Source organism: Streptomyces sp. NPDC018000, assembly GCF_044328025.1.
Lineage (GTDB): Bacteria > Actinomycetota > Actinomycetes > Streptomycetales > Streptomycetaceae > Streptomyces.
This window is the reverse complement of record NZ_JBIRGM010000013.1, coordinates 64,937-79,751: the sequence shown is the minus strand read 5'-3', so window position 1 is coordinate 79,751 and position 14,815 is coordinate 64,937. Positions and strand designations below refer to the sequence as shown.

Annotated in this window: 15 protein-coding genes; 8 read left to right on the top strand and 7 right to left on the bottom strand. The window is 69.3% G+C overall.

Annotated elements, in window-relative coordinates:
• Positions 1-42: 42 nt before the first annotated feature.
• On the bottom strand, positions 43-531 hold the full coding sequence (locus ACH4EW_RS23785; RefSeq protein WP_398260125.1) for a DUF3574 domain-containing protein: 489 nt from the start codon (positions 529-531) through the stop codon (positions 43-45).
• A 229-nt stretch (positions 532-760) separates the two neighbouring features.
• Here ACH4EW_RS23785 and ACH4EW_RS23780 point away from each other — a divergent pair, with 229 nt between their 5' ends.
• Positions 761-1,171, top strand: a complete 411-nt coding sequence (locus tag ACH4EW_RS23780) for a RidA family protein (protein ID WP_398259998.1) — start codon at positions 761-763, stop codon at positions 1,169-1,171.
• A 91-nt stretch (positions 1,172-1,262) separates the two neighbouring features.
• On the opposite strand, the gene ACH4EW_RS23775 is transcribed toward ACH4EW_RS23780, so the two are convergent.
• Entirely contained in the window at positions 1,263-1,415 is a 153-nt protein-coding gene (locus ACH4EW_RS23775; RefSeq protein WP_398259996.1) for a hypothetical protein, read from the bottom strand.
• A gap of 179 nt (positions 1,416-1,594) precedes the next feature.
• Here ACH4EW_RS23775 and ACH4EW_RS23770 point away from each other — a divergent pair, with 179 nt between their 5' ends.
• Complete coding sequence (locus tag ACH4EW_RS23770; protein ID WP_398259994.1) at positions 1,595-2,101, top strand: cupin domain-containing protein; 507 nt, start codon at positions 1,595-1,597, stop codon at positions 2,099-2,101.
• A 62-nt stretch (positions 2,102-2,163) separates the two neighbouring features.
• Here the strand turns inward: ACH4EW_RS23770 and ACH4EW_RS23765 are convergent, their stop codons facing one another.
• A complete protein-coding gene (locus ACH4EW_RS23765) occupies positions 2,164-3,201 on the bottom strand; it encodes a pseudouridine-5'-phosphate glycosidase (RefSeq protein ID WP_398259992.1) in 1,038 nt (345 codons plus the stop codon).
• A gap of 133 nt (positions 3,202-3,334) precedes the next feature.
• Here ACH4EW_RS23765 and ACH4EW_RS23760 point away from each other — a divergent pair, with 133 nt between their 5' ends.
• A complete protein-coding gene (locus ACH4EW_RS23760) occupies positions 3,335-3,697 on the top strand; it encodes a cupin domain-containing protein (protein WP_398259990.1) in 363 nt (120 codons plus the stop codon).
• A gap of 4 nt (positions 3,698-3,701) precedes the next feature.
• Here ACH4EW_RS23760 and ACH4EW_RS23755 read toward each other — a convergent pair whose 3' ends face one another.
• The 3 genes from ACH4EW_RS23755 to ACH4EW_RS23745 form a co-directional block, all read right to left on the bottom strand.
• Positions 3,702-4,979, bottom strand: coding sequence for an MFS transporter (locus ACH4EW_RS23755; RefSeq protein WP_398260123.1), 1,278 nt, complete (start codon positions 4,977-4,979; stop codon positions 3,702-3,704).
• A 170-nt stretch (positions 4,980-5,149) separates the two neighbouring features.
• Positions 5,150-5,692, bottom strand: coding sequence for a methylated-DNA--[protein]-cysteine S-methyltransferase (locus ACH4EW_RS23750; protein ID WP_398259988.1), 543 nt, complete (start codon positions 5,690-5,692; stop codon positions 5,150-5,152).
• Positions 5,693-5,751: 59 nt separating this feature from the next.
• On the bottom strand, positions 5,752-6,708 hold the full coding sequence (locus ACH4EW_RS23745; RefSeq protein WP_398259986.1) for a glycerophosphodiester phosphodiesterase: 957 nt from the start codon (positions 6,706-6,708) through the stop codon (positions 5,752-5,754).
• Positions 6,709-6,921: 213 nt separating this feature from the next.
• On the opposite strand from ACH4EW_RS23745, the gene ACH4EW_RS23740 reads away from it, so the two are divergent.
• The 5 genes from ACH4EW_RS23740 (at position 6,922) to ACH4EW_RS23720 (ending at position 14,034) form a co-directional block, all read left to right on the top strand.
• Positions 6,922-7,809, top strand: coding sequence for an MHYT domain-containing protein (locus tag ACH4EW_RS23740; RefSeq protein ID WP_398259984.1), 888 nt, complete (start codon positions 6,922-6,924; stop codon positions 7,807-7,809).
• 62 nt (positions 7,810-7,871) lie between these two features.
• Positions 7,872-9,992: an excinuclease ABC subunit UvrB gene (gene uvrB, locus ACH4EW_RS23735; RefSeq protein WP_398259982.1), complete on the top strand. Its 2,121-nt coding sequence runs from the start codon at positions 7,872-7,874 to the stop codon at positions 9,990-9,992.
• Between the two features lie 131 nt (positions 9,993-10,123).
• The gene (locus ACH4EW_RS23730) at positions 10,124-10,702 is read left to right on the top strand and encodes a TerD family protein (RefSeq protein ID WP_073747806.1); all 579 of its coding nucleotides are present in this window, start codon (positions 10,124-10,126) and stop codon (positions 10,700-10,702) included.
• A 128-nt stretch (positions 10,703-10,830) separates the two neighbouring features.
• Positions 10,831-12,771, top strand: coding sequence for a TerD family protein (locus ACH4EW_RS23725; protein ID WP_398259980.1), 1,941 nt, complete (start codon positions 10,831-10,833; stop codon positions 12,769-12,771).
• A 258-nt stretch (positions 12,772-13,029) separates the two neighbouring features.
• Positions 13,030-14,034: a TerC family protein gene (locus tag ACH4EW_RS23720; RefSeq protein ID WP_398259978.1), complete on the top strand. Its 1,005-nt coding sequence runs from the start codon at positions 13,030-13,032 to the stop codon at positions 14,032-14,034.
• Between the two features lie 124 nt (positions 14,035-14,158).
• Here the strand turns inward: ACH4EW_RS23720 and ACH4EW_RS23715 are convergent, their stop codons facing one another.
• Positions 14,159-14,815 (bottom strand): MBL fold metallo-hydrolase, encoded by a 657-nt coding sequence (locus tag ACH4EW_RS23715; protein WP_398259976.1) that lies wholly within the window; start codon positions 14,813-14,815, stop codon positions 14,159-14,161.

The following is a 14,815-nucleotide window of genomic DNA, read 5'->3' as shown; positions in this document are numbered from 1 at the left end:
GCCGAGTGACCGGGGAGCGGCGCAGCAGGGTGACGGGTGGTGTCAGAAGTCGGCGGTTGTGCGTTCTTCGATCCGGGCCACCGAGTCCTGGGCGTACGCCTTCTCGTAGGCGTTCCGGATCCGCTCGATCTGGACGTCGCGTACGCGTGCCTCGGATGCCGGGTAGAGCAGGGTCAGTTCGTAACTGCGCTCCCGTTCGATCGCCCCGTGGGAATCCCGCCACTGCCGCCGGCCGTCCTGGACGGTCAGCCCGTTCGGGAAGCGCGGCGTGACCTCCTCTTCGATGAACGACATGAATTGACGATCAGTCACATTTAGCCCACCGTCGGGACGTTCGGTGCCGAAGAGCAACCGGGTCTCGATGTATGGCGTCCCGAGCGCGGCGCCGCCCGATTTCGCCGACTGCGAGGCGGAGGGGGCATCGTTGCCGAGCGTGGCGTACGCGACGGGCATGCCCACGGCCAGTGCGGCCAGGGCGGCGGCGGACGCGGTGAGCGCGGTGTGCTGTTTCGGGCCGGTGAGACCCTTCATGCTGGTGAAGTGGGGGAGGCGAGGCACGGCGGGGACCTTCGTTCGGAGCCTGTGAGGGCGGAGTCTGCGTGGGCCTGCGGCGCGGATGCGCGCGGCTCACTGTGGCAAGCGGCCCCCACCGCACGGCGGCAGGACATGGGTGTACGCCGGAATCCACCCGTACGGGTCGGCCTGCGGGCCCGTCGAAACCCGGCTGCACCGCGTGGCACGGGCTGTCAGACTCATCCGCATGACTGCGCAGATCGGCCGGATCAACCCGGACCAGTTGCACCCCACACCCGGCTATCACCACATCACTGTGGTGGAGACGGGCCGGACCGCGTTCCTGGCCGGGCAATGTCCGCTCGACCGTCGCGGCACGCTGGTGGGTCCCGGCGATCTCGATGCCCAGATCGATCAGGTGGCGGCCAATGCCCTTCTCGCCCTGGCGGCCGTGGGCGCCGAGCCCTCCCGGGTCGTCCGGTCGGTCATCTACGTGGCCAGCGACGATGTCACGGACCTTGGGGCCGCCTGGCGCCGACTCACCGGCTCGGTCATCGGGCCCGCGTTCACCACCGCGAGCACGCTGCTCGGCGTCGCACGGCTCGGGTTCCCCGAACAACTGATCGAGGTCGACCTCACCGCGGCACTGCCCGGCTGAACGCCGCCCCGCATGTCTCAGTGGCTTTTCGGGTCACAGGTGAGCCGGGGCACGCCCCCCTGGGCCCGCTCCCGTTTTCCGTGAACTCCCGTCACACGCTCGTGGGCAGTGACACCCCGCGCCCCGCGAAGAAGCGCTCGAAGTCGGGCAGCGGAAGCTCCGCGACACGCGTTGTGGCCGTCGTGCCGGATGGATTGTGGAAGTGGACGCCGGTGCCGTCGGCCGTACGGGACGTCAGCAGCACCAGAGCGCGGGAACGCGTACAGCGCGCCCTTCGGGCCGCTCGCCGCCGAGATTCGCGGCGAGTGACCGTCGCTGCGGGAGGGTTGTGCGACTCAACTCCCGGGTAGCGTGGGGGCATTTGGCATGTCCGGTTCGGGACGTCCAGGACGCTTCCGGGACGCTGAGGCAGAGGAGTCGTACGTGAAGGCCGGCAGACAGCAGGAGAGCCGCGGGCGGCGGATACGGCAGGGGCGACTCGCCAAGGCTCTGGTCACAGGCGGCTGCGTGGCCGTGCTCGGCTTCGTACCGTCGGCGGCCGTCGCCACACCCGGCAGCGGCGTGAGCGGCACGGTGGTCGCGGAGGGCACATCGGCGGGAAAGCTGAAGGTGAAGACGCCGAACGGCCGCACCGATGTGACCTTCCGGACCATCACCGTCGAGCCGGGCGGTTCCACCGGCTGGCACACCCATAGCGGGCAGCTGATCGCCGTCGTCAAGTCCGGGACACTGACGCGCACTCTGGACGACTGCTCGGTCGAGGTGACGCCCGCGGGCTCGTCCTTCATCGAGCCGTCCGGAGCCGATCACCGCCACATCGGACGCAACCTGGGGACCGAGCCCGTCGTGCTCTGGGTGACCTATCTGCTGCCCCAGGGCAGTGCGCTCTCCGACGACGCCGACGAGGTGGACTGCGACGCGAGGAAGTAGCAATGACGCCCGCCCACCGCCGGGACCGGCGGGCTGTCGGCCGACGAGAAGGCCGCCGTGGGTCATCGGCCTGCCGTCGGGCGCCGGTGCGGTGCCGTGCCCTGCGTACTCGCGTGCGCTGCCGTGTCCTCAGCGTTCTGGTGTGCTGCTGTGTCCCGTGCGGCGACGGCCCATGCGCCGGAGATCCGGGCGGCAAGCGATACGTTTCCGCGCACGGCTGCCAGATTGGCCTCCAACGAAGCGCCGCCGGTTCCCCGCATCAGCTGGTCCAGCAGGAACGGTGTGACGGCTTGGCCCACGATGCCGCGCTCCCGGCATGCGGCAAGCGCCTCGGTCAGCACACGGTCATGGAGTGCGGGATCCAACTGGTCTTCCACGGAAACGGGGTTGGCGACGATCAGTGCGGAACCGGGACCGCCGAGCGCGTCCTGGGCCCGCATCACCTCCGCGACCTCCTCGGGCGTCCGCACCGTCCAGTCGACCGGCTCGCCCGTGCTGTTCAGACAGAAGCCGGGGAAGCGGTCGGTGCCGTATCCGAGTACTCCGACGCCGAGCGTCTCCAGGCGCTGCAGCGTGGCGGGGACGTCCAGGATCGACTTCACCCCCGCACACACCACGGTGATGCCGGTCCGCGCGAGGAGCCGGAGGTCCGCGGATTCGTCCTGGGTTTCCGTCCACCCCCGGTGTACGCCGCCGAGGCCGCCGGTCGCGAAGACGCGCAGGCCCGCGTGTGCGGCCAGGAACGCCGTCGCGGACACGGTCGTCGCCCCGCTCGCACCCGCCGCCAGGGCCGGTGCGAGGTCCCGGTGTCCCAGCTTCCGCATCGACGGGTCCGCGGCGACCCGCGCCAACTGGGCCTTGTCCAGGCCGATGCGGGCCTGTCCGTCCAGTACGGCGATCGTGGCGGGCACGGCGCCCGCGGACCGTACGAGCCCTTCGAGTTCCTCGGCGATCTGCAGATTGCGGGGCCGTGGCAGACCGTGGGCGATGATCGTCGATTCCAGAGCGACGACGGGATGGTGCGAGGCGAGGGCTGCCTGTACCTCGACGGAGAGGGCGGGGGCGCAGCGGTGTGCGCTGTGCGAGGCATTGAGTGACATGTCCGCATCCCTGTCGCGGGCGCATCGACCTCAAACGTGTGGCCGGGGCACCGGCCGCATCACCCACCCCCTCCGCAGGTTCTCCCGGTCCTGGTGCCGAGTCGCTCCGAAGCGGTCGCTAGGGTGACTGGCCATGACCACACTTGATCAAAATCCTGCCTCGTTTGCCGTGCACATTCCGGACGCCGAACTCGAACCGGACCCGCTCGACCCCGCACAGATCGTCTCCGGCGAGCCCGTGGTGACCGGCAAGGTGCTCTGGGAGTCGCCCGACGGCAAGCAGATGCGCGGAATCTGGCAGATCACGCCGGGCGTGGTCACCGACACGGAGGCCAATGAGCTGTTCGTGGTCGTCAGCGGGCGCGCGACCGTGGCGGTCGAGGGCGGGGCGACGCTGGAGGTCGGGCCGGGTGACGCCTGCGTGCTGCGCGAGGGCGACCGCACGACGTGGACCGTGCATGAGACGTTGCGCAAGGCCTACCACATCAGTCTCTGAAACCTCAGAGGTCGGTGGTAGGTGCGGATGTGCCGGGTGCAGCCGGTGCGGCCGGCCGGGCGAGCGCCCGGCGCAGCGCCAGCGCCGCCATCGGCAGCAACAGGCATGCCCCGGCCACGTTCAGCCAGCCGTAGCTCGCCCGGGCGACGATTACTCCGGCGATCGCTCCTCCGATGCCCGCCGCCGTGTTCATGGTCAGGTCCGACAGACCCTGCACGGCGGCGCGGGCGGGCTGCGGTACGGAGTCGGTGAGCAGCGCCGACCCGGCGACCAGCCCGGCCGACCAGCCGAGCCCGAGCACGAACAAACCTGCCGCCGTCTGACCGTGGCTGGGGCCCGCGGTGCCGGCCAGTAGCGCGGCGCAGGAGAGCAGCCCGACCGCCAGACCGATCACGGCGAGCCGGCCGAACCGGTCCGACAGCCAGCCCATCACCGGGGAGAATGCGTACATACCCGCGATATGGCCGCTGATGACCAGGCCGATCAGCTCCAGTCCGGCGCCGTGATGGCCCAGATCGACCGGGGTCATCACCATGATCGAGACCATCGCGGTGTGCGAGACGGCCACCGTCACCAACGCCAGCCGCGCCATGGGAGACGACCGGACCGCTGCGACACCGGCACGCAGTGAACGGTCTGCGGGGGACTCGTTGTCCTGCGGTGCCAGCGCCCGCGCGGTGAGCAGCGGGTCCGGCCGCAGCAGCACCCCGACCACCACGGCGGCCAACAGGAAGATACCGGCCGCGAAGATGAACGGGCCCGCCTCCTCCGATATCCCCGTGCCGCGGAAGACATGCCCCACCGGGGCCGCGATGTTCGGCCCCAGGACCGAACCGATCGTCGTGGCCCAGATGACGGTGGAGATCGCCCGGCCGCGTCGGTCGGGCTCGACCAGATCCGCGGCGGCGAACCGGGCCTGCAGATTGGCCGAGGAACCGGCACCGAACCCGGCCATGCCGAGCAGCAGCAGCGGGAAGCTCTCCACGACGGTGGCCAGCACCACGAGCCCCGCGCCGAGTGCCCCGATCAGATACGCCAGTACCAGACCGGGGCGCCGGCCGCGTGAAGTCATCAGCGCGGCCAGCGGCAGCGACAACAGCGCGGTTCCCGCCACTGACGCGGTCGGGGCGAGGCCGGACAGCGCCTCGGAGCCGCTCACCTCCGTGGCCAGGACGGGGGCCAGGGCGATTCCGATGGGCACGCCGAGGCCGCCGAGTATCTGGCTGGCTATGAGCACTGCTGACGTTCTGCGCTGCAATCCGGGTAGTTCGGCCACCGACACCCGGCCGGCGGGGTGGTCGGGCCCGGTGGGGGTGTCAGGTGCATTGAGGATGTTGGTCACTGGCGCAGTGTGTCAGCCCGTACACGGGTACGAAACCAGACTCCCCCCGGGGTACGGATCGGGCACGGACCCGGTGCCCGGGTCCGGAGGGGCAGAATTCCACGACCGACTCAGAACAGCGGCTGGGGCAGCACGCCTTCCAGAGCCAGCAGCTTCCGCTTGGTTTCGAGGCCACCGCCGAACCCGCCGAGGCCGCCGCCGCTCTCCACCACCCGATGGCACGGCACCACCACCGGCAGCGGATTGGACCCCATGGCCGCCCCGACCGCCTGCGCCGCCCCCGGCTGCCCCACACGCTCGGCAAGGTCCCCGTATCCGACGACCGCCCCGTACGGCACCCCGGTTGCCAGCTCGCGGAGCACCTGGCGGTTGAAGCCGGAGGTCAGCGACCAGTCCAGGTCGAGCGAGAACTCCCGCAACGAGCCCGCGAAATACGCCGCGAGCCGGCGTATCGGCTCGGTGAGCCGTGCGGAGCCGGGACTCTCCACCAGCTCCGCACCGAGTCGCGACCGCAATCGCCCGACCGCCTTCTCCCGCACCTCGGGACGGGCGTGGAAGACCACGCTCACCAGTCCCACGTCGGTCGCGGCAAGCAGCAGCGGGCCGATGTCGCTCTCGACGACGGCCCACTCGACGACCCCGTTGCTGTTCATGGGAACCACCGTACGGCCGGCCACTGACAACGGGCTGCGGAGACGGGGCGGCCGGGCTGTCAGCCCGTGGCCTTGCGCACCACATCGGGGGTGTTGGTGATGATCCCGTCGACGCCGAAGCCCGCCGTCTTCGCCGCGGTCGCCTCGTCGTTGACCGTCCAGGTATTGACCCGGAGCTTCTTGCCGTGTGCGCCCTTCAGCGCATGCACCGCCGTCACGTAGTCGGCGGAGATCGAGGTGTACGAGGGGTTGATCTGGTCGCTGAACGCTGCGTACGAGGGCAGACCGGCCACCTCGGGGGTGCCGAGGAAACCGGTCGTGACGTCCGGACGCTGCTGGTGCACCTGCTTCACGCTGCTCGCGCCGAAGCTCTGGATGACGAGCCTGTTCTTGACGTGGTTGCGGTCGAGCCACCCCTTCCGGCTCAGCACCCGCAGGGTCTCCTTCTCGATGCCCGGGTAGATCTCCGGGCTCTTGATCTCCAGCAGCAGCTTCTGGTGGTTGCGCTCGATCCGGTCCAGGTACTGATTGAGGGTGGGCACCCGCGTTCCGGCAAACTGCGGACCGAACCAGCTGCCCGCGTCCAGCCGGGCGATCTCGGCGGCCGTGAAGTCCTTGACCGCCCACGGCGCACGGTCCGGGAAGACCTCCTCGACATCGGTGGTCCGCTTCAGATCGGTGTCGTGCACGACCACCAGCACACGGTCCTTGGAGAACTGGACATCGTTCTCCACCCAGTCGATGCCGAGAGCGTCGGCCTTGTCGACGGCGGCCAGGGTGTTCTCCGGTGCATAGGCCGAAGCGCCCCGGTGGGCGAAGATAACCGGCGCGCCCGGCTTCGCGTCCGAAGTTTGCGCACTCACGGTCCGGATCGCCGTGCCCGTGTTCGCGTGCCCGGCCGTGGCCGCGCCCCTGCCCGTGGTCTGCGTACCGACGGTCGACATCAGCAACGCGCCGGCACCCATGAGAGTGGTGGCAGCGACGGCAACGGCGACGGTTGCGGTGCGTGCGTACACGTGTACTCCTTGCGTCAGAGTTACGGCCGGGCCGAGGGGGGCAGCTGACCCCAACGGGGGAAAGGCGAAGGACGGCCACAACGTGAACGCCGCTGTCGAGACCGGGACACTGGCCGATTTCCATGTCGATAAAATGCAGCTCTTCTGTTTGTCTGCCAGGCCTCGCGGCTTAGGGTCACCCCGAACCCGGGCTTCCGCGAAGGGCGTACGAGCATGCAGGGCACGATCGACGGTTTCAACTACGGAGCGGTGACGCCCGTCGTGGCCTTTCTCATGGCCTGCCTCGGCGCGGCCCTCGGGCTGCGGTGCACGACCCGTTCGCTGCGCACCGAGCGTTCCTTCAAGGCCGGCTGGCTGGCCCTCGGCGCGACTTCCATCGGCTCCGGCATCTGGACGATGCACTTCATCGCGATGATCGGGTTCTCCGTCGAAGGGGTGACCATCGGCTACGACAAGCCGATCACCTTTGCCAGCCTCGCCGTCGCGATCGGCATGGTTGCCGTCGGGATCTTCATCGTCGGGTATCGGGGCGCTACCCGTATGGCATTGGTGACGGGCGGCACCATCACCGGGCTGGGCGTGGCCACCATGCACTATCTGGGCATGGCCGGTATGCGTCTTGACGGGCAGTTCGAGTACGACACGATCACCGTGGCCCTCTCCGTCGTCATAGCCGTGGTGGCTGCCACGACCGCACTCTGGGCAGCCGTCTCCGTCCACGGCTTCCTGTCCAGCCTCGGCGCCAGCGTCGTGATGGCCGTCGCGGTGAGCGGCATGCACTACACGGGCATGGCCGCGCTGAGCGTCCATCTGCACCCCGGAGCCCTCACCGGCACCGCTTCGGCCGACGGGCGGACCGCCTCCCTCGTACCGCTGCTGATCGGCCCCGGCTGCTTCCTGCTCCTTGCCGCGGTGGTCGTGATGTTCGACCCTCTGATGGTGATGGGCACGCCGGACTGGGACGACCCCGGGGCCATGAACGGGGCCGGACGGCCCCCCGGAATCCCGGCCCAGCGGCAGGTGCCGCGGTTCGGAACACATGCCGACCCGGCGTCGTTCCACTCCCGGCCGCCCGATCCCGCGCCGCCGGGAGAATGGTGACCCCGGCCCGGCACTGCGGCTGACCCGGCCCGGTTGTCAGTGGTGGGTCGTACGGTGGTCGTATGCGGCCTGTTTCGAAGATCGAACGTTCGGTGGCGCCTTTCGAGGTCGTCAGTCCCTACCAGCCCAGCGGCGACCAGCCCGCGGCCATCGCTGAGCTGGAGCGGCGCATCCGTGCGGATGAGAAGGACATCGTCCTGCTCGGCGCGACGGGCACCGGCAAGTCGGCGACCACCGCCTGGATGATCGAGAAACTGCAGCGCCCCACCCTCGTGATGGCGCCGAACAAAACACTCGCGGCCCAGCTGGCGAACGAGTTCCGCGAGCTGCTGCCCAACAACGCCGTCGAGTACTTCGTCTCGTACTACGACTACTACCAGCCCGAGGCGTACGTCCCGCAGTCGGACACCTATATCGAGAAGGACTCCTCGATCAACGAGGAGGTCGAGCGGCTGCGCCACTCCGCGACGAACTCGCTGCTCACCCGGCGCGATGTCGTCGTGGTCGCCTCCGTCTCCTGCATCTACGGCCTCGGTACGCCCCAGGAGTACGTGGACCGCATGGTCCAGCTCAAGGTCGGCGACGAGATCGACCGCGACCAGCTGCTGCGCCGCTTCGTCGAGATCCAGTACACCCGCAACGACCTCGCGTTCACCCGCGGCACCTTCCGGGTCCGCGGCGACACCATCGAGATCCTTCCGGTCTACGAGGAGCTCGCCGTCCGAATCGAGATGTTCGGCGACGAGATCGAGGCGCTCTCCACCCTCCATCCGCTCACTGGTGAGGTCATCAGCGAGGACCAGTCTCTCCACGTCTTCCCTGCCAGCCACTACGTCGCAGGCCCCGAGCGCATGGAGAAGGCGGTCAACGGCATCGAGCAGGAGCTGGAGCAGCGCCTCGCCGAGCTGGAGAAGCAGGGCAAGATGCTGGAGGCCCAGCGGCTGCGGATGCGCACCACGTACGACATCGAGATGCTCCGGCAGATCGGCACCTGCTCCGGCGTCGAGAACTACTCGATGCACTTCGACGGCCGCTCACCCGGCACCGCACCCAACACCCTCCTCGACTACTTCCCCGAGGACTTCCTCCTCGTCCTCGACGAATCGCATGTCACCGTGCCGCAGATCGGTGCCATGTACGAGGGCGACGCCTCCCGCAAGCGGACCCTCGTCGACCACGGCTTCCGGCTCCCCTCCGCGCTCGACAACCGCCCGCTGAAGTGGGAGGAGTTCCTGGGCCGGATCAACCAGACCGTCTATCTCTCCGCCACACCCGGGAAGTACGAGCTCTCCAGGGGGGACGGCTTCGTGGAGCAGATCATCCGCCCCACCGGCCTCGTCGACCCGGAGGTGGTCGTCAAGCCCACCGAGGGTCAGATCGACGACCTGGTGCACGAGATCCGCACGCGCGCCGAGAAGGACGAGCGGGTCCTGGTCACCACCCTCACCAAGAAGATGGCCGAGGACCTCACCGACTACTTCCTGGAGCTCGGTATCCAGGTCCGCTATCTGCACAGCGACGTCGACACCCTGCGCCGCATCGAGCTGCTGCGCGAGCTGCGCTCCGGTGAGTACGACGTACTGGTCGGCATCAACCTCCTGCGTGAGGGCCTCGACCTGCCGGAGGTGTCGCTCGTCGCCATCCTCGACGCGGACAAGCAGGGCTTCCTGCGCTCGGGGACGTCCCTGATCCAGACCATCGGGCGCGCCGCCCGTAATGTGTCGGGGCAGGTCCATATGTACGCGGACAAGATCACCCCGGCGATGGCGCAGGCCATCGACGAGACCAATCGTCGCCGCGAGAAGCAGATCGCCTACAACACCGAGCGCGGCCTCGACCCGCAGCCGCTGCGCAAGAAGATCAACGACATCGTCGCGACGATCGCCCGCGAGGAGGTCGACACCGAGCAGCTGCTCGGCACCGGCTACCGGCAGTCGAAGGGTGTCAAGGCACCTGTGCCCGTGCTGGGCGTCAAGACAGCCGGCTCCAAGAAGGCCGGGGGCAACGGCGCGGTGGTCACCGACCGGCCCGCCACCGAACTCGCCGGAATCATCGAGGAGATGACCGACCGGATGCGGGCGGCCGCTGCTGACCTGCAGTTCGAAGTGGCGGCACGACTGCGGGACGAGGTCGGTGAGTTGAAGAAGGAGTTGCGTCAGATGCGGGAGGCGGGTCTCGCCTGACCCGGTCGCACCCGGTGTGTTGCAGGACCGACACAAAGACGACCCAAGTGGGCGCATTCCCGGTGTGACTGCGTAGGGTGCTGGAAAACCGCGCACGGACGGTTGCGGGGCAAGCGGAGAGGGGACAGCGCGTGACGGTCAATATGACCAAGGGGCAGGCCATCAGCCTGCAGAAGAGCGACGGGGGGACCCTGACCGCGGTACGGATGGGGCTCGGCTGGCAGGCGGCGCCGCGTCGCGGTCTGTTCGGTTCACGTACGAGGGAGATCGACCTCGACGCCTCGGCGGTGCTGTTTGCCGACAAGCAGCCGGTCGACGTGGTCTTCTTCCGTCACCTCGTCAGTGACGACGGCTCGGTCAAGCACACCGGCGACAACCTCGTGGGCGGCGCCGGTTCGGGCGGCGACGACGAGGCGATCCTTGTCGATCTGCAGCGGGTGCCGGTCCACATCGACCAGATCGTCTTCACGGTGAACTCCTTCACCGGCCAGACGTTCCAGGAGGTGCAGAACGCCTTCTGCCGCATTGTCGACGAGACCAACGGGCAGGAGCTCGCCCGCTACACGCTGGACGGCGGCGGGCAGTACACCGCCCAGATCATGGCGAAGGTGCACCGCTCGGGCAACGGGTGGCAGATGACAGCCCTCGGCAACCCGGCCAACGGCCGCACCTTCCAGGACCTGATGCCGGCGATCCTGCCGCACCTGTAGGCACGGCCGGACCAGCCGGTCGATATCGGTACGCGCAGCTCCCGGAGGCATCGGCCGCCGGGAGCTGCACCACATCCCGCCGCACGACATCGCACCACGCAGCAGCACATCATCGAGGGGACAGGACGATGACGGCCGAGCTGGTCCGGGGGCAGAACCACACCTTGCCCCAGACCCGTCTGGAGATCCGCGTATCGGCCGGCACACCCGTCGTGGCCGGTGCCACGCTCGGCGACGAGAACGGCACAGTGCGCGGCACCGAGTGGGTTGCCCACCCCGGATCGCCCCAGCTGCCCGGGCTCGAGGTGTCCGGACAGGCCGCCGCCGACCACCGGCTCGCCGTGGACCTCGATGCCCTGCCCGTTTCGGTGCACCGGGTCACCGTGCTGCTGGCCCTGCCCACGGGCGTCGGCGGCCCGGTCCGGTTCGGCGCGGTCGCCTCACCGTTCGTCGCCGTCACCGGGCTCGAAGGCAGCGAGATAGCCACCTTCACCCTCACCGGCCTGGACGCCGAGTCCGCGGTCACCGCCCTGGAGCTCTACCGTCGCCAGGGCGCCTGGAAGGTCCGCGCCGTCGGTCAGGGCTACGCGGGCGGCCTCGCCGCCATGCTCGCCGACCAGGGCCTGACGCAGGCGGCCGAGCTGGCCCACTCGATCCAGGACGCCGTCGCACGCGCGATGGCCCGCTCGGTCGCACCGCCCCCGCCGCGCACCCCGGACGCGGGCCGGGTCGGTCACGGCCCGGGCCCCGTACCGCCCGCGGACGGCCGCAGGCCCCCTGTCGCACCGCCCACGGCTGCCCAGCCCCCCGAGCCCACCACCCCGCCGTCCGCGGCCACGACGGGCGGCCCCATCAACTACGCGCACCCGCGCCGCCAGTCCTCCGAGCCCCCGCCGCCCCCTCCCACCGCACCGCCCGCCGAGCCGGGCCGCCCCGCCCGGCCCGTCGCCGGAGACGCGACCGGCTGGTCCATGGAGGAGCGCCTCTACAACCAGATCTGGGGCATCTTCGAAGACCTGGCACGCACCACCGCCGCGTACCGCAGCGCTGTCGACTTCGCCGAGTCCCGCATGGGCCAGGAGCTCGACCGGACCCTGTCCGACCCGCGCAACCGGATCGGTGGCGCCGGCGACAGGGCCCGGGAACAGGCCCGTGCCAAGCGCGACGAGCTGACCGCCCGGGCCCGCGAGGTCCTCGATCGCGACCTCGCCCAGCTCGCCGCCGAGTCCGCCGTAGTGGAACCCGCACTGCCTCCCGCGTACGCGGGATGGGACAACCCCGTCTGGCACGCGTACCGCGTCCCGATGGAAATCCCCATGGCGCTGCGCATCGGCGACCTCCATCTGCCCGAGACCCCCGACCTGCGAATCCCGCTACTGGTCCGGCTCCCTCTGGAGCGCGGGATCTGGGTCGACAGCGGCCGTACGGCCTCCGAGGCCGCAACACTGCCGGACACCGCCCAACTGCACCGCCTGGCCGTGGAGAACGCGGTCGCGCACGCGGCCCGGCTGCTGGCCGTCTACCCGGCCGACGAGTTCTCCGTCCATGTCATCGACCCCACGGGCTCGGCAGCCGGAGCGCTCGCCCCCCTGGTCGAATCCGGGGCCCTCGCCGGGCCGCCCGCCGCCGGAGCCGCGGGAGTTGCCCCGGTCCTCGCGCAGCTCACCCGGCGCGTCGACCTGGTGCAGATGGCGATCCGGGCCGGTGCCGCCGATTCGCTTCCGCCGGACCTCGACACGGGCCAGCAGCTGCTGATCGTCAATGACTTCCCGCACGGCTTCGACGACCGGGCCGTCACCCAGCTGCGCTACCTCGCCGACGAGGGTCCCTCGGTCGGCGTCCATCTGCTGATGGTCGCGGACCGCGAGGACGCCCGCGCGTACGGGCCGGTGCTCGACCCGCTGTGGCGCTCGCTGCTCCGCATCACCCCGGTCGCCGACGACCACCTGGCCGACCCCTGGGTGGGCCACACCTGGACATACGAGCCGCTGAGGATGCCGCCCGGCAGTCGGGTGCTCGAGCAGGTGCTCGCCAGGGTGGCTGCGGCCCGCCGTCCTCGGCGCCACTGAGAGCGACAGCAACGACGTATCAGCGCCACCGGCCAGCCTTTTTGAGGGATCTTTACCCTCCTCTTTACCTTTCTTTGGTGTTTCCTGTACTGTTCTTCGGACGGAGGGGAGTACTCCCATACGCGGCGTGCCCGTCAGTACGGACTGTGACCGGTCCCGGGGCGTCGGCCCGTGGTGCACAGCCCGTGCGCCCGGGTGGAAGAGACCTCCGGCAGCGACGACGCTGATCAGTAGCCGTAGCGAACTGCCGGAGGCGCAGTGGACGTTTCATGGACCCTCTGGGTGCTGACCATCCTTGGTCTGTCAGCCCTTATTGCCGTCGACTTCTTCATCGGGCGCAAACCCCATGACGTGACGACCAAGGAAGCCGGAATCTGGACGATCATCTGGATCGCGCTGGCCGCACTCTTCGGACTCGGCCTGCTGGTCTTCGGCGGGACCCAGGCGTCGGCCGAGTTTTTCGCCGGCTTCATCACCGAGAAGTCGCTCAGCGTCGACAATCTCTTCGTCTTCGTCCTGATCATGGCGAAGTTCTCGGTTCCCTCCCACCTTCAGCAACGGGTGCTTCTCGTCGGCGTGCTGATCGCGCTGGTGCTGCGAGCGATCTTCATCGCTGCCGGCGCTGCCGTCATCGCCAACTTCTCGTGGGTCTTCTACATCTTCGGCGCGTTCTTGATCTACACCGCCTGGAAGCTCATCCAGGAGGCGCGGGCCGACGAGGAGGAGGGGGAGTTCGAGGAGAACCGACTCCTCAAGACGATCGAGCGCCGCTTCGGGGTCGCCGACCGGTACCACGGCACCAAGCTCTTCATCCGTAACAACGGCAAGCGCGTCCTGACGCCGCTGATGGTCGTCATGCTCGCCATCGGCACCACCGATGTGCTGTTCGCCCTGGACTCCATCCCCGCGATCTTCGGCCTGACCCAGGACCCGTACATCGTCTTCACCGCCAACGCCTTCGCCCTGATGGGGCTGCGGCAGCTGTACTTCCTGATCGGCGGTCTGCTGAAGAAGCTGGTCCACCTCAGCTACGGTCTCTCGGTCATCCTCGGCTTCATCGGTGTGAAGCTGGTGCTGCACGCACTGCACGAGTCCGGATTGAACGTCCCCGAGATCTCCATCCCGGTCTCGCTCGGCGTCATCTGCGGCGTGCTGGTGATCACCACGATCACCAGTCTCATCGCCAACAAGAAGCAGGAGCAGGCCCTGGCGGCCGCAGAAGCGGACAAGGTCGCGGACAAGGGTTCCAGCATCGACGCCTGACTCTGCCGGGTGGCCCGGCGGTCGTCCGGCCGGGCAGGAACCGGCACCGGCCGGGGTGCGCAACTGTCCGTTGCCCGCCCCGGCCGGAATCTGTACAGGTGGAGAGTGCCCCCCGCGGCTGCCGTCACCAGCCGCGGGCGCGCCACTGCGGCAGCTGCGGACGCTCGTTGCCGAGCGTGGTGTCGTGACCGTGGCCCGGATAGACCCAGGTCTCGTCCGGCAGTTGGTCGAAGAGCTTGGTCTCCACATCGTGGAGCAGGCTCGCGAAGGCCTCGGGATCCTTGTGCGTATTGCCGACCCCGCCTGGGAAGAGGCAGTCCCCGGTGAAAAGATGCGGGGCGCCGTGCGGGTCGTCGTAGACAAGCACGATGGAGCCCGGGGTGTGACCGACGAGGTGACGCGCGGTCAGGGTGACCCGGCCCACCTGGATCGTGCCGTTGTCGTCGACCAGGACATCGGTCGGGACCGGGATGCCCGCGGCGTCGTACCGCCCGGCGTACGTACGCGCGCCGGTGGCCGCCACGACCTCGCCGAGCGCCTGCCAGTGGTCGCCGTGCCTATGGGTGGTGACGACGGAGGCGATGCCGTCGTCACCGATCAGCTGCAGCAGGGTCCCGGCCTCGTTGGCCGCGTCGATCAGGAGCTGCTCGCCGGTGGCCCGGCAGCGCAGCAGATAGGCATTGTTGTTCATCGGGCCGACGGCGACCTTGGAGATCATCAGATCCGTCAACTCGTGTACATCCGCACGCCCGCCGACCTTGACCGCTCCGCTGTACGTCAT

Excerpts from the sequence above, each read along its gene's own strand:
- ACH4EW_RS23785 (WP_398260125.1), bottom strand. The coding sequence starts at position 531 with ATGAAGGGTCTCACCGGCCCGAAACAGCACACCGCGCTCACCGCGTCC.
- ACH4EW_RS23780 (WP_398259998.1), top strand. The coding sequence starts at position 761 with ATGACTGCGCAGATCGGCCGGATCAACCCGGACCAGTTGCACCCCACA.
- ACH4EW_RS23765 (WP_398259992.1), bottom strand. The coding sequence starts at position 3,201 with ATGTCACTCAATGCCTCGCACAGCGCACACCGCTGCGCCCCCGCCCTC.
- ACH4EW_RS23760 (WP_398259990.1), top strand. The coding sequence starts at position 3,335 with ATGACCACACTTGATCAAAATCCTGCCTCGTTTGCCGTGCACATTCCG.
- ACH4EW_RS23750 (WP_398259988.1), bottom strand. The coding sequence starts at position 5,692 with ATGAACAGCAACGGGGTCGTCGAGTGGGCCGTCGTCGAGAGCGACATC.
- ACH4EW_RS23740 (WP_398259984.1), top strand. The coding sequence starts at position 6,922 with ATGCAGGGCACGATCGACGGTTTCAACTACGGAGCGGTGACGCCCGTC.
- uvrB (WP_398259982.1), top strand. The coding sequence starts at position 7,872 with ATGCGGCCTGTTTCGAAGATCGAACGTTCGGTGGCGCCTTTCGAGGTC.
- ACH4EW_RS23725 (WP_398259980.1), top strand. The coding sequence starts at position 10,831 with ATGACGGCCGAGCTGGTCCGGGGGCAGAACCACACCTTGCCCCAGACC.
- ACH4EW_RS23715 (WP_398259976.1), bottom strand. The coding sequence starts at position 14,815 with ATGACGTACAGCGGAGCGGTCAAGGTCGGCGGGCGTGCGGATGTACAC.